This window comes from Allobosea sp. (genome assembly GCF_048595345.1).
GTDB lineage: Bacteria > Pseudomonadota > Alphaproteobacteria > Rhizobiales > Beijerinckiaceae > Allobosea.
In genome coordinates, this window is record NZ_JBMDWH010000003.1 from 60,594 (window position 1) to 79,328 (window position 18,735).

An 18,735-nucleotide genomic window follows, 5' to 3' on the forward strand; every position below is an offset into this window, starting at 1 on the left:
AACCCTGTTCCGTTTCCCCGACCGCCGCTAAGGCGATCCTACTCGGCTTCTTGTGACCGAACGATGCAGCACGAACGATGAGAACCCGTTTGCCTGCCATTTTTGCTGCGATAAAGTCATACGATATGCGAAGGCCTGTCAAGCGCTGCGCCGCTTGACGACAAGGGCCCGGACCTGATGGGCAACGCACCGGCGCGTGGGATTCACCTTCGCGAAAATCCGGTTGTCCGGCAAAGAGATGGATCGCCGTCGCCGCCTAGGGGCGCAGCTGCGGCGACCGGGGGGAAGGACGGGCCGAGGATGCGGATACGCGACTTTTCGCGGCCGACGACATTGAATTCCGACCGCCTCTTCGGCCAGGTGGCCCAGAAGCTGGCGGTGTCGATCATCTCCGGCACCATCCGCGCCGGCGAATTGCTGCCCGACGAAGAGGATCTGCGCACCGAGATCTCGGTCTCGCGCACCGCCTATCGCGAGGCCGTGAAGGTGCTGACCGCCAAGGGGCTGGTGGAAGCGCGCCCCAAGAGCGGAACGCGCGCAGCCCCCCGGGAGCGCTGGAACCTGCTCGATCCGGATGTGCTCTCCTGGCATTTCGAGGCCGATCCGAACGAGAAATTCATTCGCGATCTGTTCGAGCTGCGCCGGTTCGTCGAGCCCAGCGCCGCGCGGCTCGCCGCCCAGCGCCGCACCGCCACCGACATCGCGAGGATCGAGGCGGCCTATCGGGCCATGGTCGAAAACCCGCCCTATGCCGAGGCCACCATCCGCGCCGATCTCGATTTCCACGAGGCGATTTTCAGCGCGGCCCAGAACGCCGCCCTGCATTGCCTGTCCAGCGCCGTGATCGCGACGCTGCAATGGTCGATGTTGCTGAAGACCGGCGACGAAGCCGCCTATCTCGAATCGCTGCCGGATCACGAACATGTCCTCGCCGCGATCATCGAACGCGACGGCGATCTGGCGGCCGCGCGTATGGCCGGCCTCGTCATCGACAGTCTGAACACGACCCTCTCCTCGCTCGGCACCGAGGGGATGGCCGCCAAGATCCTGCGAATTAAACATACTAGTTGAGCAGGGCTTATAGCGGGCCGGCTAGTCCCAAGGCGGGATGACAAGTGACCTTTCCGGCGTCTAAGGTCATTTAAATCGGTTCAGAGCCGCCAGCTCCTCGTTTCGCCGCAACCTACGGATATCCTCGCCATGGCTTCCCCCAATGCCCCTGAAATCGTGATGACGGGTCCGCTGATGGCCTATGCTGCCGATCAGTTGAAGGAGCGCTTCGTCGTCCACGAATTGTGGAAGGCCGCCGATCGCGACGCCTTCCTCGCCGAGATCGCGGGGCGCGTGCGAGGGGTCGCTGCCGGCGGCGGACATGCCAGAGTCGATGCGGCCTTGTTCGACGCACTGCCGAAGCTTGAGATCGTCTCCAGCTTCGGCGTCGGCTACGACCATGTCGATGCGGCCGAGGCCGGCAGGCGCGGCCTGGTGGTGACCAACACGCCCGATGTTTTGACGGACGAGGTGGCCGACCTCGCCATCGGCCTGCTGCTGGCGACGGTGCGGCAAATTCCGCAGGTCGACCGCTATCTGCGCGAGGGCAAATGGCTTAAGGGCGCCTATCCGCTGACGACCTCGCTGCGCAAGCGCAAGGTCGGCATCGTGGGGCTGGGGCGGATCGGCAAGGCGGTGGCGCATCGCATCGAGGCTTTTGGCCTGCCGGTGGCCTATCATGGCCGCTCGCGCCAGTCGGACGTCGCCTACCGCTACTATCCCTCGCTGGTCGAGATGGCGGCGGATGTCGATACGCTCATCTCGGTCGCGCCGGGCGGCGCCTCGACGCATCACATCATCAATGCGCAGGTGCTGAAGGCGCTGGGGCCGGACGGCATTCTGATCAATGTCGGCCGCGGTACGGTGGTCGACGAGGCGGCCCTGATCGCGGCACTGGCGGACAAGACCATTCTCTCCGCCGGCCTCGACGTCTTCGAGGACGAGCCGCGCGTGCCGGCCGAGCTCATCGCGATGGACCATGTCGTCCTGCTGCCCCATGTCGGCTCCGCCTCTGTCCATACGCGCGAGCAGATGGGCCAGCTCGTCGTCGATAATCTGGCGTCATGGTTCGCCGGCCAAGGCGCCAGGACGCCGGTGCCGGAGACCCCGGTGCCGCCCGGGAGCGGCAAGGCCGGTTAACCAAAGCAGCAGTCCCCGCTGGCCGACCTGTCATCGTCATGCCTTTTTTGCATGCGTGATCGGCACGAAGAAGGTCGTACGACGTCAGGCAGGGGGATCCGACGATGTTCAACGCGAAATCGCTGCTCGACGCTCTCATCAGCGCGGGCACACAAGCTGCCGCGCGCGCGGGCCAGCAGGGCACGGGGCAGGCCGGGACGCAACCGGGCGGCCTCGGCGGCGTTCTGGGCGACATCGCCGGCCAGGTGCAGCGCTCGGGCGGGCTCGGCAACCTCGCCGGGCAGATCCTGGGCCAGGCGCGCCAGGGCGGCGGGTCTGTTGCCCAGCCGGGCGGCACCCAGCGGGCGCCCGGCGCGGGCGGTCTCGATGCCGAACAGCTGCTGGCGCAGGCGAAGACGATCTTCGCGAACAATCCCCAGCTCGCCAGCGCGGCGCTCGGTAGCCTCGGCGGGCTTGTCCTCGGCTCCAAGAGCGGCCGTTCCCTCGCGATGTCGGCGGCCAAGCTGGGCGGCATCGCGCTGATCGGCGGCCTCGCCTACAAGGCTTACCAGAACTACCAGGCCGGCAAGCCGCTGACCGATGCCGGCCAGCACACGCTCGTCCCCGCTCCGGCCGGCTCCGGCTTCGAGCCGCAGGCGGCGAGCGACACGGCCGCCCTCACCTTCATCCGCGCGATGATCGCCGCCGCCGCCGCCGATGGTACCATCGACGAAACCGAACGCGGCACCATCCTGGCCGGGCTGAAGGAGGCCGGCCTCGATGCCGAGGCGCATCAGTGGCTCGCGGGCGAGATGGCGCGGCCGGCTTCGATCGACGACCTCGTCGAGGCCGCGGAAAGCCCGGAACTGGCGACGCAGATCTACGCCGCCGCGCGTCTGGCCATCGATCCGGACACCCCCGCGGAGAAGGATTTCCTCGCCGGTCTGGCCGGCGCCCTGGGTCTCGATGCCGAGCTCGTCTCGAATATCGACGCGGCCGCCAGCGCCGCAAAGACTTGAAATTCCCCGATATTCGGGCTTAGAGACAAGCCCCCATTAAGCAAGGCGCCCGAATCCGGCTTTTCGGACGTCGTCATGCACCCCGGCTTAGGATTCAGCCCCGATAACCGCTCGGGCCGGCACAGCCGGCCGCGCGCCGCACCCTGCGGGCGCGCCAGCACGGGAGCGACGGGTCGGGCCATGTCAGCAGGCGCCTTGATCAGGGCGATGCGTCCGCATCACTGGTTGAAGAACGGGCTGGTCTTCGTGCCGATCGTTCTCAACCACGATGTCTTCGACCTGCAGGCGCTGTTCGCGGGCGCGGTCGCCTTCGTCGCCTTCAGCCTGCTCGCCTCGGCGATCTATCTGCTCAACGACATTCGCGATGTGGAGGCCGACCGCCGCCACCCGACCAAGTGCAAGCGCCCTCTCGCCGCCGGCGAGATCACGGTGAAGCAAGCCTATATGGCCGTGCCGGCGCTGCTGCTCGCCGCCTTCGGCCTCGCCGCGCTGCTGCCGAAACCAGCCCATTTCGTTCTCGCGCTGACGAGCTATCTGTTTCTGGCTCTGGCCTATCTGCTCTTTCTCAAGCGCAAGCTGCTGGTCGATGTCCTCGGACTCGCCGCCCTGCACACGCTGCGCATCCTGGCGGGCAACGCAGCCGCCGGAATCCCGCTCTCCTCCTGGCTGCTCGCCTTCTCGATCTTCCTCTTCCTGAGCCTGGCGCTGGTGAAACGTTATGCCGAGCTGCGCATCACCCAGGATCAGTCGGGGCTTAAAAAGGCAGGCCGCGGCTATCACGCCGAGGATATCGAGGCGCTCTCGCAGCTGGGCATGGCGTCGGGCTGCACCTGCGCGCTCATCCTGGCTCTCTATGTCGACAGCGATGCCGTCAGGCAGCTCTATCGCCACCCGGAGCTGATCTGGCTTACCTGCCCCATCATCCTCTACCAGATGGCGCGGATCTGGTTTCTCGCCCGGCGCGGACAGGTGCCGGATGACCCGCTCGTCTTCATGATCCGCGACTGGCGCAGCCAGCTGATGGGTTTGGTGGTCGCCGCCATCATGGCCGCCGCCACGCTGCTGCCGTGACCGCAACCGCCGATCTCCATCGCTCCTGGGGCGGCTTGGCCGGGCGCGACTCCCGCGTCGTCGATGCGCGGGACTGGGTGGAGCGGCCCGAGCGCTTTCGCCAGCCGCTCCTGCCTTACGGCAAGGGGCGCTCCTATGGCGACAGCTGCCTGGTCAGCGACGGTACTCTGCTCGATACCAGCCGCTTCGATACGGTTCTCGCTTTCGATCGCGATACGGGAATCGTGACCTGCGAGCCGGGCCTCTCCTTCGAAAAACTTCTCGAAATCGTGGTCCCGGCCGGGTGGTTCCCGCCGGTCACACCCGGAACCGCCTGCGTGACGATGGGCGGGGCGCTCGCCAACGACGTCCACGGCAAGAACCACCACGCCGCCGGCACCTTCGGGCACCATGTGCGCTCCTTCGAGCTCATGCGCTCCGACGGGCGGCGGCTCTTCTGTGCGCCGGAGCTGCACCCGGCCATCTTCGCCGCCACCATTGGCGGCTATGGCCTCACGGGCCTCGTCACCCAGATCACGCTGCAGCTGAGGCCGATCGGCTCGGCGCTGATGGAGCAGGAGACGCTGCCCTTCACGGGCCTCGACCGCTTCTTCGAGATCGCCGCGCAATCCGACAGCCGCTTCGACTATACCGTCGCCTGGATCGATTCCCTGGCGGACGGACGGAATTTCGGCCGTGGGCTCTTCTTCCGCGCCAACCATGCGCAGGCGCCCGGATCGCTCGGCACCACTGCGCCGGGCAAGCTGTCGATGCCGTTCCAGCCGCCCTTCTCACTGATCAACCGGGCGACGCTGAGCCTCTTCAACCGCGCCTATCGCCTCGGCCAGGCCAGGCCGGGCGCGCGTCACGCCGTGCCCTATCGCCCGTTCTTCTACCCGCTCGACGGCATCCGGCATTGGAACCGCGCCTATGGACCCAAAGGGCTGCGGCAGTTCCAATGCGCCCTGCCGATGGCGGCCGCGCGCGAGGCGGTGGACTCCCTGCTGAGGCGCACGCTGCGGGCGGGCGAGGCCTCCTTCCTCACGGTGCTGAAACTCTTCGGCGACAAGCCTTCGCCTGGCCTCATGTCCTTTCCGATCCCAGGCGCGACCCTGACCCTCGATTTCCCCTATCGCGGTCAGCGCACCGACCGGCTGCTGGCGGATCTCGACATCGTCGTCCTGGAAGCCGGGGGACGGGTGAACCCCTACAAGGATGCCCGGATGCCGGCCGAGACCTTCCGCCGGTCCTTCCCGCAATGGCGCGACTTCGCCGCCCAATGCGACCCCGGCTTCACCTCCGATTTCTGGCGCCGCGTCTCACGCGACTGACCTTGCCGACAGGCTTCGCCCGCCGAAGGGACCCGTCCAAGGCCTGCAACGCAAAAAGGCCGGCTCGCGCCGGCCTTTCGATTGTCGCAGGATGCCGCCTGGCTCAGCCCTTGGAGGCGGCCACCTTGCGCAGATAGCCGGTGACGATGCCGGTGACCCCGCGCGACAGCACCGCGTCGAGCGCGGCGATGAACTGGTCGCACTCCTCGCGCGTCACGATCAGCGGCGGCTCCAGCCGGATGACGTTGCGGTTGTACTCGGTGAAGGCGACCAGCACGTCGTGCTCCTTCAGCAGCAGCGCGCCGACGAAGCCGCAGAGCGAGCCCTTCAGCTTGTCGTCCAGGAGCGCCACCATGTGCTTCAACCCGAAGGGCATCGTCTCGCTGATGTCCTGGAACTCGATGCCGATCATCAGGCCGCGCCCGCGGATCTCCTTGAGCAGGGACGGGTATTTGACGCGCAGGCCGTTGAGCTTCTCGATCAGGTAATCGCCCTGACGTTTCGCATTGCCCATCAGATCCTCGTCATAGAGGACGTTGAGCGCCTCGATCGCCGAGATGCAGGCCTCACCCATGCCACCGAAGGTCGCTTGGGCATGGATCAGCGCGCTCTTGGGCTTGCCATAGGCCTTCATATAGATCTCGCGGCGCGCGATCATGGCGCCCATCGCGGCTTTCGAGCCGCCGAGCGCCTTGGCGAGCGCGGTCACATCCGGCACCACCCCGTCGCGCTCGAACGCGAAGAACTGGCCCGTGCGGCCGAGCCCGCATTGCACCTCGTCCGCGACCCAGAGCACGCCATGCTTGTCGCAAAGCGCCCGCAGCTCCCGCCAGAAGCCGGCCGGCGCCTCGACGATGCCGCCGCCGCCCTGCACGGTTTCCATCACCACGATGCCGATCGACGGGTCGCTCTCCAACGCCTGGCGCACCGCCGCGATATCGCCGAATGGCACTTTCACCCGGTGTTCCACCAGCTTGAACTGCGACTGATAGAGCGTGGAATCGGTGACCGACAGCACCCCCTTGGTCTTGCCGTGGAAGGAATTCGCGGCGTGCAGGATCTTGGACTTGTCCGGCCCCTGCGCCTGCTCGGCGACCTTCAGCGCCGCCTCCATCGCCTCCGAGCCGGTCGAGCCGAGAAAGACCATGTCGAGATCGCCCGGCGCGATCGCCGCGAGATTGGCGGCCAGTGCCGAGGCATATTGCGACATGAACGCCATGCAGATCTCATGGCGGTTCTCATCCTGGAAGCGCTTGCGGGCCGCGACGATGCGCGGATGGTTGTGCCCGAACGCGACCGAGCAGAAGCCGCCGAAGAAATCGAGGATCCGGCGGCCGTCCCGGGTGATGTAGTGCATGCCCTCGGCCCGCTCGACGAGGATCCTGTCGAAGCCGAGCAATTTCAGGAAATGCAGCTGGCCCGGATTGATATGGGCGGCGAAGAGGTCCTTCACCGTTCCCACATCGAGGGCCTTGGCCTCCTCCACCGTATAGAGCTTGGGCCGCTGCGCGACGGGGCTGTCATCCTTGAAGGCGGGCATGCTCATGCGGCGAGGCTCCTGCTGGCCGGGGCGGTTGCCTCCTTGGCCTTGCGATATTCGGTATAGGCGGCGAGCAGCATGTCCTCGTCGCGATATTGCGGCGTCCAGCCGAGCTCGCGCTTGGCCTTCGACGTGTCGAGGATGCAGATCTCGTCGGCGATCTTGTACTGCTCGGGGTCCATGATCGGCATGTTCACCGCATCCAGCGCATCGAGCGTGAGCTTCACCAGCGGCGCGGGCGTCGGCAGCAGGATCGACTTCGAGCCGGCATGCCTGATGAGGTCGCCGAGCAGCTTGCGGACCGGCGGCGGATCGTCCGAGCCCAGATTATAGGCCTCGTTCGGGAAATCCGCCTTCCAGGCCGCGATGCAGGCGCTGGCGCAGTCGAAGACCGAGATGAACTGATAGGGGTTCTTGCCAGAGCCGATCATCGGCACCGGCAGGTTCATGTCGATCAGCTTGAATAGCTTGACGAGGATGCCGAGCCGACCCGGGCCGATGATCAGCCGCGGCCGGAAGATCGGGATGCGGAAGCCCTTGGCCCGGTACGCGTCGGCGAGGCGCTCGGTCGCGAGCTTGCTCTCGCCATATTCGCCGAGCGGCCGGGCGGGATGCGTCTCGTCCTGCGGAACCGTGACCGAATGGCCATAGATCATGTCCGTGGTGAAGTGGACGAGGCGGTTGGCGCCGTTCTTCTCCATCCAGCTCAGGATGTTCTGCGTGCCGTGGTAGTTCACAGGCCAGAAGAATTCATGCCGCTCGGCGCGCGTGACGATCGGCGACAGCATCTTGGCGGAGAGGTTGTAGACCACATCCTCCGGCGCCAGCGGAAGGCTGTCCACGCTTTCGGCCACCGTCACGTCGATGCGCTGGAACGGCACCGTGGCGTAATGGGGATGGGCGCTTTTCTGGATGTCGGCGACGAGCACCGCCTCGCCCATCGCCGAAAGATCGGCCGCGAGCCGGGCGCCGACGAAGCCGTCGCCACCGATGATGACGTGCTTCACCGCGGGGCCCTCCGCTCGCTGACCCGCACCGGGACGGGCTGCGGCGCGGCGGGCGGCTCGAGCATGGCACCCAGACGCAGGAAGAGACGGACGATCAGATCCATGGTGCCCTCAGCTTTGTGCGATGAAGATGGTGCCGATCACGATGAAGCCGATGCCGGCAAGGCGCGCGGGCCCCAGATCCTCGTGAAAGACGACATAGGCGTAGGCCGCGACCACGACATAGGCGAGGCTCAGGAAAGGATAGGCATAGGAGATCTGCACCTTCGACAGCACGACCAGATGCGAGGCCATGCTGATGACGAAGGTGCAAAGACCGGCGAAGACAAAGGGGTTGAACACGACCCGAAACACGGTGCCGATCACCCCGTCGGCAGCGATGTCGAGACCGCCGAGACCGCTCATACCGCGCTTGAGCATCAGCTGTGCTGCCGCGTTGGTCAGCACCGTGAAGAGGATCAGGGGAATATAGGCGTTCATCCGGCTGCGTCGGTTCCGTTGCTGTCTCGGGCATCAGCAATGCCGCCGAAATCCTTATGAGAGCTTAGGAGACGCGCCTGAGTTGTGCTTAGCGTTAAGGGGAGCCTGCCGCGATCGCAGAATCCGGGCGAAGCGGCCCGATCCTTGCGTCCTCGTCGGAGGCAAGCCGAGAGCGGGAGCCCCTGATGAAGCGCGAAGACCTCACCGAGAAGATCCTCGACATCAAGCGGGAGAAGGGCTGGAGCTGGAAGCACATCACCTCCGAGATCGGCGGCATGTCCGAGGTGTTGATCGTCGGCGCGCTGCTCGGCCAGATGAAGCTGCCCAAGCCGCTGGCGAAGGCCGCCCGCGAGCTCTTCGGACTGAGCGAGATCGAGGAGCGCATGCTCAACGAGGTGCCCTATCGCGGCACGGGCACGCCCATGCCGCCGACCGATCCGCTGATCTATCGCTTCTACGAGATGGTGATGGTCAACGGGCCCGCCTGGAAGGCGCTGATCGAGGAGGAATTCGGCGACGGCATCATGTCCGCCATCGACTTCAACGTCGCCTTCGAGAGGGAGCCCAACCCCAAGGGAGATCGGGTCAAGATCGCCATGTCCGGCAAGTTCCTGCCTTACAAATATTACGGCAACGAGCAGGGCATTCCCGAATACGGCTACAAGGAAGAGTAGAGGGCGCTGCTGACACGGAATGTCGCGGCCTTGCCCCGGGAATCGCGGGACGAGGTGCCACATGCCGCTGCCCAACCGTATCCGGCCAGACGGGTCTCTCATGGCCGATCCGGCACGCGGGCTTCTGCTCGGCAATCGTGGCGGGCGCTTCCATGACCCTTCGACCCGGGCACTGCCGCGTCGCATCCAGGCGAGCCGGCAATGGATCTGCTGCGTGCTCTCCTTCAAGGGTCGGCGGCGGCAGGTCTGGGGCACGGGATATACGGAGCTGTTCTTCTGCGACGAGGTCACCGCGCTCGCCGCCGGCCATCGGCCCTGCATGGAATGCCGCCGCGCCGATGCGCTGGCCTATCGCGAGGCGCTGGTGCGGGGGCATGTCTTCGCGCACACGCCGCTGTTCCCGCAGATCGATGCGCGCCTCGATGCCGAGCGGCGCGATGGGTTTCTCAAGCGCCGGCATCTCCTGCCGGCATGGTCTCTGCCGGACGGAGCCATGGTCGAGATCGCGGAGAGTCCGGCTCCCGTCGCGCTGCGCGGCGATTATGCCTTCCCCTGGTCGCCCGCCGGCTATGGCGCGCCGCTGCCGCGCCCGCAGGGCACGGTCGCCGTGCTGACCCCGCCGACGACATTGGCGGCGCTCGCGAACGGATACCGTCCGCTTTGGCACACGACCATCCACGAGCCGGCGCTCTAGGAACCTTTCGGCTCGTGCCAGCGTTGCCGCAGCATTGTTTTGCCGAAACTGGGGTGCTGCGATGCGTTCGATCCTGCTCTGGCTGCTGGGTGTTCCGATCCCGGTGATCATCCTGCTGTGGTTCTTCATGCGCTGAGGCGATCTGTCGACCACGAGCAAAGGCTGGGCCGATTGCCCGGCCTTTTTTCGTGGTGTCAGCCGGATGCACGATGGCGTGACGGCCATGGTCCGCATGCATGACGGTTCCGGCGCCGCCTACCTTGCAGGATCGCGCTTCGTCGCCACATGACGGTTCCGCCGCAATGGCGCCAGAAACCGGACGAGTTCCCGCCATGTCGGCACCGCCCATCATTTCGGTCTCGGGTCTCTCGAAAACCTATGCCAGCGGATTTTCCGCGCTGAAGACGGTCGATCTCGAGATCCGGCGCGGCGAGATTTTCGCCCTGCTCGGCCCCAACGGCGCCGGCAAGACGACGCTGATCAGCATCATCTGCGGGCTGGTGAGACCGAGCAGCGGCACTGTTCTGGCCGATGGCCACGACATCCAGCGCGACTACAGGGCCGCCCGCTCCGCCATCGGCCTCGTGCCGCAGGAGCTGACCACCGACGCCTTCGAAACGGTGTGGAGCACGGTCAGCTTCAGCCGCGGCCTGTTCGGCAAGCCGAAGAACCCCGCCCTGATCGAACAGGTGCTCAAGGATCTCTCGCTCTGGGACAAGAAGGACACCCAGATCCGCCGGCTCTCCGGTGGCATGAAGCGGCGCGTGCTCATCGCCAAGGCGCTCTCGCACGAGCCGCGCATCCTCTTCCTCGACGAGCCGACCGCTGGTGTCGATGTCGAACTGAGGCAAGACATGTGGCAGATGGTTCGCCGGCTCAAGGAGAATGGCGTCACCATCATCCTGACCACGCACTACATCGAGGAAGCAGAGGAGATGGCGGACCGCATCGGCGTCATCTCCAAGGGCGAGATCATCCTCGTCGAGGAGAAGACCGAGCTGATGCGCAAGCTCGGCAAGAAGCAGTTGACCTTGCAACTCCAGCAGCCGCTCCAGGCGCTGCCGCCCTCGCTGGCCGAATTCGGCCTGACCTTGTCCCCCACCGGTGACGAGATCGTCTACACCTACGACACCAAGGCAGAGCGCACCGGCATCTCGACCCTGCTGCACGGCCTGACCGAGGCCGGCATCCGCTTCCGTGATCTCAGCACCAGTCAGAGCTCGCTGGAGGATATCTTCGTCAGCCTGGTGAAGGACCGCCACTGATGACCGGCCTGAATCTTCACGCCATCGCGGCGATCTACCGCTTCGAGATGGCGCGCACCTGGCGCACGCCCCTGCAGAGCATCGTCTCGCCGGTGCTGTCGACCTCGCTCTATTTCATCGTCTTCGGCGGAGCGATCGGCTCACGCATGCAGTCGATCGAGGGCGTGCCCTATGGTGCCTTCATCGTGCCCGGTCTGATCATGCTCTCGCTGCTGACACAGAGCATCGCCAACGCCTCCTTCGCGATCTATTTCCCCAAATTCACCGGCACGATCTTTGAGCTGCTTTCCGCACCCGTCGCCTGGTGGGAGGCGGTGATCGCCTATGTCGGCGCCGCCGCGACGAAATCCATGGCGCTCGGCCTCATCATCCTGCTGACGGCCGCCTTCTTCGTGCCGCTGCGGATCGAGCACCCGGTCATGATGCTGCTGTTCCTCGTGCTGACCGCGACCACCTTCAGCCTGTTCGGCTTCATCATCGGCATCTGGGCGGATGGCTTCGAGAAATTGCAGGTCATCCCGCTGCTGATCGTGACGCCGCTCGCCTTCCTCGGCGGGTCGTTCTACTCGATCGCGATGCTCCCGCCCTTCTGGCAGAAGGTGACGCTGTTCAACCCGGTGGTCTATCTGATCAGCGGCTTCCGCTGGAGTTTCTACGGCGTCGCCGATGTCAGCATCGGGATCAGCCTGGGCATGACGCTGGTCTTCCTCGTCGGCTGCATCGCGGTGGTAGGCTGGATCTTCCACACCGGGTACCGGCTGAAGAATTGAAATGGCAGCCCATTCAGGGCCGTCATTGCGAGCGTAGCGAAGCAATCCAGGAGCGGCACCGCTCCACGCCCTCTGGATTGCTTCGTCGCTGCGCTCCTCGCAATGACGGACGAGGTGGCGAGGCCCACGATTGACTTCCCGCCCTCATCCGTCTTCAAGCGCGCCATGACCGATTTTTCGAACCAGGATGGCGCGCCGCATGCGCGCCGGCGCACCTTCGCGATCATCTCGCATCCGGACGCCGGCAAGACGACGCTGACCGAAAAGCTGCTCTATTTCGGCGGTGCCATTCAGCTCGCCGGCGAGGTGCGCGCCAAGCAGGGCCGCCGCCAGACCTCGTCCGACTGGATGAAGATCGAGCGCCAGCGCGGCATCTCGGTCGTCACCTCGGTGATGACCTTCGAATATGGCGGCCATGTCTTCAACCTGCTCGACACGCCCGGTCACGAGGACTTCTCCGAAGACACCTACCGCACCCTGACCGCCGTCGATTCGGCCGTGATGGTCATCGACGCCGCCAAGGGCATCGAGGACCGCACCAAGAAGCTGTTCGAGGTGTGTCGTCTCCGTGATATCCCGATCGTCACCTTCATCAACAAGGTCGATCGCGAGACGCGCGACCCCTTCGACCTCATCGCCGAGATCGAGAACACGCTGGCGCTCGAGGTCGCGCCGATGACCTGGCCCGTCGGGCGCGGGCGCGATTTCACCGGCACCTACGACCTGAAGAACGCGACCTATCGCCAGAATCAAAAGGGCGACGAGACCACCGAGGACAAGCGCGTCAATGGCTGGGACGACCCCTTCTTCGACGCGTTGCTGCCCAACGGCGGCGCCGAAACCTGGCGCGAGGAGGTGTTCCTGGCTTCGGAAGGGCTGAAGCCCTTCAACCTCCAGGCCTTCCGGGAGGGCCATCTGACCCCGCTCTACTGGGGCGCGGCACTGCGCGATTTCGGCGTGCGCGACCTGATCGACGCGCTCGGAGCCTTCGCGCCGAGCCCCCGCGCGCAGGTGGCCGACAAGCGCCCGGTCGAAGCCGGCGAGCCGAAGATGACCGGCTTCGTCTTCAAGATCCAGGCGAATATGGACCCGAATCACCGCGACCGTATCGCCTTCATGCGCGTCTGCTCGGGCAAGCTCACGCGCGGCATGAAGGCCAAGCTGGTGCGCACCGGCAAGCCGATGCCGCTCAACGCCCCCCAGTTCTTCTTCGCCCGCGACCGCTCGATCGCCGAGGAAGCCTATGCCGGCGACATCGTCGGACTGCCGAACCATGGCACGCTGCGCATCGGCGACACGCTGACCGAGGGCGAGGATATCGTCTTCAAGGGCGTGCCGAGCTTCGCGCCGGAAATCCTGCGCCGCGTCAAGCTCAAGGACGCGATGAAGGCCAAGAAGCTGCGCGAGGCGCTGCAGCAGATGGCCGAAGAGGGCGTGGTCCAGCTCTTCCTGCCCCATGACGGCGCGCCCGCCATCGTCGGCGTCGTCGGCGCGCTCCAGCTCGACGTTCTGAAGGAGCGGATGGACGCGGAATATTCGCTGCCCGTCGATTTCGAGCCCTGCCAGTTCTCCATCGCCCGCTGGGTCTCGTCGGAGGACAAGGCCGCGCTGGCGAAGTTCGTGGGTTTGAAGCCCTCCGCCATGGCCGACGATCTCGACGGCGACCCGGTCTTCATGGCCTCATCCCAGTTCACCCTGAAATACGACGCCGAGCGCGCGCCCGACGTGACGTTCTCGGATGTGAAGGACTACCAGAAGGTCGCCAAGGCCTGAGGTGCGGCTGCGCGGGCTGTGTCTTTTCGGAGACAGGGCCGAGGGCAGATTGCACCTCTTGATCTCCATCAAACACCAAAGAGGCGAATGCGCGCTGATGGGGCCACGGGCTTCATCGCGCAACCGACGCGAACAGCCCATCACCTCTGGGGCTGACGCCATGACTGCACATTCGATTCGCCTTGCGCTCGCCGCCGCGCTGCTCGGCGCGACCGCGCTCACCACCGCTCATGCGGCCGATCTGCCCTCGAGCAAGGCGGCGCCCGTCCTGCCGACCTTGGCACAGTGGAGCCCCTGGATGATCCGCGGCCGCGCGCTGGCCGTGATCCCGCAGGAGAAGGCCAGCCTCAATATCGGCGGCGCGCCGATCGTCGGCGGCAAGGTCGACATCTCGAACTCGGTCGTGCCCGAGCTCGACATCAGCTACTTCTTCACCAAGAACATCGCAGTCGAGCTCATCCTCGGCGTGACCCCGCACAATGTGAAGGGCGCTGGCGTGCTGGCCGGCGCCAGGATCGGCTCCGCCTGGCTGCTGCCGCCGACTTTGACCCTGCAATATCACTTCACCGATTTCGGCGCCTTCAAGCCCTATGTCGGCGTGGGCGTGAACTACACCGTCTTCTTCAACGAGAAGGCGAAGGGCGGCTTCGCCTCCTTCGACCTGAAGGACAGCTTCGGCCTCGCCCTCCAGGGCGGCTTCGACTACATGATCGACCAGCACTGGGGGATCAACGTCGACGTGAAGAAGATCTTCCTAGAGCCGAAGGTCAAGGTCAACAACGGCCTGATCTCCGGCAAGGTCAAGATCGATCCGTGGCTGATCGGCGCGGGCGTCACCTACAAGTTCTGACCGCCGCCATCGCTTCGGCAGGGGAGCAAGGGGAGCGGCGCGCCGCTCCCCTTTCGCGTCAGCCCTCGACGAAACCCAAGGGAATCGTGGTGGTGGATTTCAGCTCCTCCATCGCGAACATCGAGGTCACGTCGCTGAGATCGATCCGCGAGATCAGCTTCTTGTAGAGCGCATCATAGGCGGCGATGTCGCTGACATAGGCCTTGAGCAGATAATCGATTTCGCCACTCATCCGGTAGAAGTCGACGATCTCGGGCAGGTCGTGGACCGCCTTGTGAAAGCGCTCCAGCCATTCCATCGAATGGCGCGCCGTCTTGACCGCGATGAAGACCGTAACGCCGGCCTTCAGCTTCTGCCGGTCGAGCAGCGCGACGCGACGCTTGATGTAGCCAGCCTCCTCCAGCTTCTGCACCCGCCGCCAGCAGGGCGAGGGCGACAGGCCGACCGCAGCCGACAATTCGGCCAGCGGCAGATCGGAATCCTCCTGCAACCGCGCCAGGATGCGCAGATCGAAGGCGTCCAGCTTCGGCATTGCCAAACCCCGAAATTCAGAATCAGATTGCGCCTGCGAGATCAAGATTGGGAATCTCAATCTTATTTTCGCAGATAAAAGGGTATCAGTTTCCAAAGAGAGATGAAATATCTCGATCTTCGCAAGCCGCTTCTCCACCGCCGCAGCTAGGATTCCTCCATCGCCGCCGATGGATAGGGAAAAGGGCTGGAGATATGCAGGGTTTTCTCAATGCGGATCGGCAGCATGCGGTGCTGGCCAGCCTGCGCAGCAATGAGGGAACGCAGACGCGCGACTATCTAGCCGCCGCCAGCCATGTGCTGCGGGAACTCGTCGCCGTGCCGGATCTGATCCGGCGCCTGCCGCTGGAGCGCAAGGCGGGCACCTATACCCGCAATCTTCTGGCCGGTGACGAAGGCGTCAGCGTCTGGGCGATCGTCTGGGGCGAGGGGGCCACGACCTCGATCCATGACCATCACTGCTCATGCTGCTTCGGCGTCGTCTCCGGCACCGTCACCGAGACCTGGTATCGCGCCATCGATGCGCGACGGGCGGTGCCGACCGAGGAGCAGCACCGGCAGGCGGGCTATGTCGCCTGCATGCTGCCGAGCGGCCCTAACATTCACCGCATGCGCAATTTCGGGCCCGGTGAAGCGATCTCGATCCATATCTATGGCTTCGACCACGAGGTTCACGCCTCCTCCATCGAAACCGAATACGTCGCCGTCGGCGGCTGAACCGCCGACGGCGGGATCGCCCCCTCAGCGGTGCCCGGCTTTCAGAGCCTGGTCGAAATCCGCATAGAGATCGTCGATGTCCTCGATCCCGGTCGAGAGCCTCAGCAGATCCGCCGGGCAGGGCGTGCCCGGCCCCTCGATCGAGGCACGGTGCTCGATCAGGCTCTCGACGCCGCCGAGCGAGGTCGCGCGCTTGTAGAGCTCGACATGCGCGGCGGTGGCGATGGCGGCCTTTTCGCCGCCGCTCACCTGCACCGAAAGCATGTAGCCGAAGCCGTTCTCCATCTGCCTGGCGGCGATGTCGTGGCCGGGATGCTGCGGAAGGCCGGGATAGAGCACGCGCGCCACCAGCGGATGCGCCGAAAGCCGCTGCGCCAGTTCCATCGCCGCCGCCGATTGCCGCTCCTGCCGGACATGGAGCGTGCGCAGGCCGCGCATCAGCAGATAGGATTCGAACGGGCCGAGGATGCCGCCCTGCCCCTTGCGCACCGTCTTGACGCGGTTCCAGAACTCGTCGTCCTCGCGCGCGCAGAGAACGCCGGCGATCACGTCGGAATGGCCGTTCAGCACCTTGGTCGCCGAATGCATCACCACATCGGCCCCGAGCGTCAGCGGGCGGGTATGCACCGGCGAGGCGCAGGTCGAATCCACCGCGAGCTTCCCCCCGGCAGCCTTCGTGATCGCGGCAGCGGCCGCGATATCGGTGATCGTCCAGAGCGGGTTGGAGGGCGTCTCGATCCAGACCAGCTTGGTGACGCCCGGCTTCACCGCCGCCTTCAGCGCCTGGAGATCGTCGGTCTCGACGAAATCGATCTTGAGGCCCCAGCGGGTGGCCTCGGTCAGGAGCCAGTTGCGCAGCGCCCAGTACATCACCTTGGAGGCGACGACATGGTCGCCCGGCGAAAGCGCGAGGAAGACCGCCGTCGCCGCCGCCATGCCGGAGCCGAAGAGCAGCGCGCCGGCCTTGGCCTCCTCCAGCATGGCGAGCACGCTTTCGGTCTCGCGCGTGGTCTCGTTGTCAGGCCGGCCATAGATGAAGCCGGAGGAATAGCCGTTGTCGGGGTCGCGGATATAGGTCGTCGCGACATGGATCGGCGGCACCACCGCCCGGGTCTCATGGTCGATCTTGCCCATCGCCTGCGCGGTCAGGGAGCGGGGATGAAGCGGGCGTTGGGGCATGGGCTGATCCGGAAAGGTTCCATGAAGAACGGACATGCCATCTGGCGCGAGGAGCATGCGGGACGCAAGCCGCTCGCCTTGCGGCAGGCTCACACATCCCACATCTTCCGCTCATGACAGCCCTGCCCGGAACCACCCTCTTCGACCGCCGCCCACCGATCTGGGCGGCTGTGGCCATCGCGATCCTGCCGGTCGTGGCCGTATCCATCGCGGGCAGCGCCGCGACCGTGCCGCAGATTCCGAGCTGGTATGCCGGGCTGGTGAAGCCGCCCTTCAACCCGCCGAACTGGATCTTCGGGCCGGTCTGGACGGCGCTTTACGCGCTGATGGCCTTTGCGGTGTTCCGCATCCTGCGCGTGCCCGTCGGCACGCCGGGCCGGCGCCGGGCGCTGGTGCTCTACCACCTGCAGCTGCTGCTGAATTTCGGCTGGTCCTTCGCCTTCTTCGGTGCCAACAGCCCGGTCGGCGGACTCCTGGTGATCGTGCCGCTGCTGATCGCGATCGTCGCGACCATCACGGCCTTCAGGCCGCTGGACCGTCTCGCTTCCGGCCTGCTCTGGCCCTATCTCGCCTGGGTGGGCTTCGCGACGCTCCTCAATGGCTCGATCTGGTGGCTGAACCGCTGAGGCGAAGCCTTCAGCCGATCGAGCGCTCGATGACCTTCATCACCGTCTCGCGCAATTCGGCGATGGTGAAGGGCTTGGTCATCACCTCCTCGACGATCGCCTCGAGGCTCTTGGCGCGCTCGCGCTGCTCGGCATAGCCGGTCATGAGCATGATCGTGAGATCGGGAAATTGCTGCTTGGCGGCGAGCGCCAGCGCGATTCCGTCCATCAGCGGCATGCGGATATCGGTCAGCAGCAGGTCGAAATGCCCCTGCTCTGCCACCAGGATGTCGAGCGCCTCCGCCCCGTCCGCCGCCATGACGCAGGAATGGCCGTCCATGCCGAGCCCGCGCGCCACAAGCGTGCGCAAGGGCTCTTCGTCGTCGACCACCAGAATACGCGACATCGGTTCGTCCTAGATGCCGGGCAGGCCGGCCTGGTCTTCGGTTTCGATCACGCCGACGAAGGGCAGCTGCCGGTAGGAATGCGCGACATCCATGCCGTAGCCGACGACGAAATAGTCCGGGCATTCGAAGCCGACATGGTCCGCCCGGATATTCACCGCGCGCTTGTTCGGCTTTTCGAGCAGCACCGCCGTCGAGACGCTCGCGGCCCCGCGCGCCGCCAGCAGATCCTTGGCGAAGGCGAGCGTGCGGCCCGATTCCAGAATGTCGTCGACCAGCAGCACGTCGCGCCCTCGCACCTCGCTCTGCACGTCGCGCAAAATCTCAACCTGTCCGGTCGAGACCGTGCCGGTGCGGTAGCTCGACAGATGCACGAACTCGACCTGGGGCGCGAGCCCGGCCCGGTGCATCGCCCGGATCAGATCGGCGGCGAACATGAAGCTGCCCTTCAGCACGGCGACGACGAGCAGATCCTTCGGCTGCGAGGCCGCCACGGCCTGCGCGATCTCCTCGTTGCGGCGGGCGATCGCCGCCTCGTCGTAAAGCACCCTGATGCGCCGTTCCGGCATGGCCTGTCCCGTCTTCTCGCAATGAGGCACGCGTCCCAGCACCAGCCCGGGCTCGGCGTCGGATCCCTCGAGGTTGATACCGCACCGCACGCCCGCGGCAAACCTCGT

The 18,735-nt window shown here is 65.6% G+C and carries 20 protein-coding genes; 13 read left to right on the top strand and 7 right to left on the bottom strand.

Annotated features, from left to right (window positions below):
* The first annotated feature begins 300 nt into the window (after positions 1–300).
* From ACOJTB_RS00360 to ACOJTB_RS00380, 5 genes are all read left to right on the top strand, one after another.
* Positions 301–1,071: a FadR/GntR family transcriptional regulator gene (locus ACOJTB_RS00360; protein ID WP_420100521.1), complete on the top strand. Its 771-nt coding sequence runs from the start codon at positions 301–303 to the stop codon at positions 1,069–1,071.
* 129 nt (positions 1,072–1,200) lie between these two features.
* Positions 1,201–2,190 (top strand): 2-hydroxyacid dehydrogenase, encoded by a 990-nt coding sequence (locus ACOJTB_RS00365; protein ID WP_420100522.1) that lies wholly within the window; start codon positions 1,201–1,203, stop codon positions 2,188–2,190.
* Positions 2,191–2,294: 104 nt separating this feature from the next.
* Complete coding sequence (locus tag ACOJTB_RS00370) at positions 2,295–3,188, top strand: tellurite resistance TerB family protein (RefSeq protein ID WP_420100523.1); 894 nt, start codon at positions 2,295–2,297, stop codon at positions 3,186–3,188.
* Between the two features lie 180 nt (positions 3,189–3,368).
* The gene (locus tag ACOJTB_RS00375) at positions 3,369–4,259 is read left to right on the top strand and encodes a UbiA family prenyltransferase (RefSeq protein WP_420100524.1); all 891 of its coding nucleotides are present in this window, start codon (positions 3,369–3,371) and stop codon (positions 4,257–4,259) included.
* On the top strand, positions 4,256–5,569 hold the full coding sequence (locus ACOJTB_RS00380; RefSeq protein WP_420100525.1) for an FAD-binding oxidoreductase: 1,314 nt from the start codon (positions 4,256–4,258) through the stop codon (positions 5,567–5,569). Before ACOJTB_RS00375 ends, ACOJTB_RS00380 begins: the two co-directional genes overlap by 4 nt.
* A 103-nt stretch (positions 5,570–5,672) precedes the next feature.
* Here ACOJTB_RS00380 and ACOJTB_RS00385 read toward each other — a convergent pair whose 3' ends face one another.
* The 3 genes from ACOJTB_RS00385 to ACOJTB_RS00395 all read right to left on the bottom strand — a co-directional run bounded on the left by ACOJTB_RS00385 (position 5,673) and on the right by ACOJTB_RS00395 (position 8,596).
* Positions 5,673–7,115: an aspartate aminotransferase family protein gene (locus ACOJTB_RS00385; protein ID WP_420100526.1), complete on the bottom strand. Its 1,443-nt coding sequence runs from the start codon at positions 7,113–7,115 to the stop codon at positions 5,673–5,675.
* Positions 7,112–8,116, bottom strand: a complete 1,005-nt coding sequence (locus ACOJTB_RS00390; RefSeq protein ID WP_420100527.1) for an NAD-dependent epimerase/dehydratase family protein — start codon at positions 8,114–8,116, stop codon at positions 7,112–7,114. Before ACOJTB_RS00390 ends, ACOJTB_RS00385 begins: the two co-directional genes overlap by 4 nt.
* Before the next feature lie 111 nt (positions 8,117–8,227).
* A complete protein-coding gene (locus ACOJTB_RS00395; protein WP_420100528.1) occupies positions 8,228–8,596 on the bottom strand; it encodes a DMT family transporter in 369 nt (122 codons plus the stop codon).
* 185 nt (positions 8,597–8,781) lie between these two features.
* On the opposite strand from ACOJTB_RS00395, the gene cynS reads away from it, so the two are divergent.
* From cynS to ACOJTB_RS00425, 6 genes are all read left to right on the top strand, one after another.
* Entirely contained in the window at positions 8,782–9,270 is a 489-nt protein-coding gene (gene cynS, locus ACOJTB_RS00400; RefSeq protein ID WP_420100529.1) for a cyanase, read from the top strand.
* Positions 9,271–9,331: 61 nt separating this feature from the next.
* A complete protein-coding gene (locus tag ACOJTB_RS00405; protein ID WP_420100530.1) occupies positions 9,332–9,964 on the top strand; it encodes a hypothetical protein in 633 nt (210 codons plus the stop codon).
* Positions 9,965–10,296: 332 nt separating this feature from the next.
* Positions 10,297–11,229 carry an ABC transporter ATP-binding protein gene (locus tag ACOJTB_RS00410; RefSeq protein ID WP_420100531.1) on the top strand — a complete coding sequence of 311 codons (933 nt, stop codon included), beginning with the start codon at positions 10,297–10,299 and terminating at the stop codon, positions 11,227–11,229.
* 8 nt (positions 11,230–11,237) lie between these two features.
* Positions 11,238–11,999 carry an ABC transporter permease gene (locus tag ACOJTB_RS00415; RefSeq protein WP_420100569.1) on the top strand — a complete coding sequence of 254 codons (762 nt, stop codon included), beginning with the start codon at positions 11,238–11,240 and terminating at the stop codon, positions 11,997–11,999.
* A 165-nt stretch (positions 12,000–12,164) separates the two neighbouring features.
* Positions 12,165–13,772, top strand: coding sequence for a peptide chain release factor 3 (locus tag ACOJTB_RS00420; RefSeq protein WP_420100532.1), 1,608 nt, complete (start codon positions 12,165–12,167; stop codon positions 13,770–13,772).
* A 160-nt stretch (positions 13,773–13,932) separates the two neighbouring features.
* The gene (locus tag ACOJTB_RS00425; RefSeq protein ID WP_420100533.1) at positions 13,933–14,622 is read left to right on the top strand and encodes an OmpW/AlkL family protein; all 690 of its coding nucleotides are present in this window, start codon (positions 13,933–13,935) and stop codon (positions 14,620–14,622) included.
* A 58-nt stretch (positions 14,623–14,680) separates the two neighbouring features.
* Here ACOJTB_RS00425 and ACOJTB_RS00430 read toward each other — a convergent pair whose 3' ends face one another.
* Positions 14,681–15,154: an Lrp/AsnC family transcriptional regulator gene (locus tag ACOJTB_RS00430; protein WP_420100534.1), complete on the bottom strand. Its 474-nt coding sequence runs from the start codon at positions 15,152–15,154 to the stop codon at positions 14,681–14,683.
* Between the two features lie 194 nt (positions 15,155–15,348).
* Here ACOJTB_RS00430 and ACOJTB_RS00435 point away from each other — a divergent pair, with 194 nt between their 5' ends.
* A complete protein-coding gene (locus ACOJTB_RS00435) occupies positions 15,349–15,870 on the top strand; it encodes a cysteine dioxygenase (RefSeq protein WP_420100535.1) in 522 nt (173 codons plus the stop codon).
* Positions 15,871–15,894: 24 nt separating this feature from the next.
* Here ACOJTB_RS00435 and ACOJTB_RS00440 read toward each other — a convergent pair whose 3' ends face one another.
* Entirely contained in the window at positions 15,895–17,049 is a 1,155-nt protein-coding gene (locus tag ACOJTB_RS00440) for a trans-sulfuration enzyme family protein (protein WP_420100536.1), read from the bottom strand.
* A gap of 113 nt (positions 17,050–17,162) precedes the next feature.
* On the opposite strand from ACOJTB_RS00440, the gene ACOJTB_RS00445 reads away from it, so the two are divergent.
* The gene (locus ACOJTB_RS00445; RefSeq protein ID WP_420100537.1) at positions 17,163–17,675 is read left to right on the top strand and encodes a TspO/MBR family protein; all 513 of its coding nucleotides are present in this window, start codon (positions 17,163–17,165) and stop codon (positions 17,673–17,675) included.
* Between the two features lie 10 nt (positions 17,676–17,685).
* On the opposite strand, the gene ACOJTB_RS00450 is transcribed toward ACOJTB_RS00445, so the two are convergent.
* A complete protein-coding gene (locus ACOJTB_RS00450) occupies positions 17,686–18,060 on the bottom strand; it encodes a response regulator (protein ID WP_420100538.1) in 375 nt (124 codons plus the stop codon).
* A 9-nt stretch (positions 18,061–18,069) separates the two neighbouring features.
* On the bottom strand, positions 18,070–18,627 hold the full coding sequence (gene hpt, locus ACOJTB_RS00455; RefSeq protein WP_420100570.1) for a hypoxanthine phosphoribosyltransferase: 558 nt from the start codon (positions 18,625–18,627) through the stop codon (positions 18,070–18,072).
* Between the last annotated feature and the right edge of the window lie 108 nt (positions 18,628–18,735).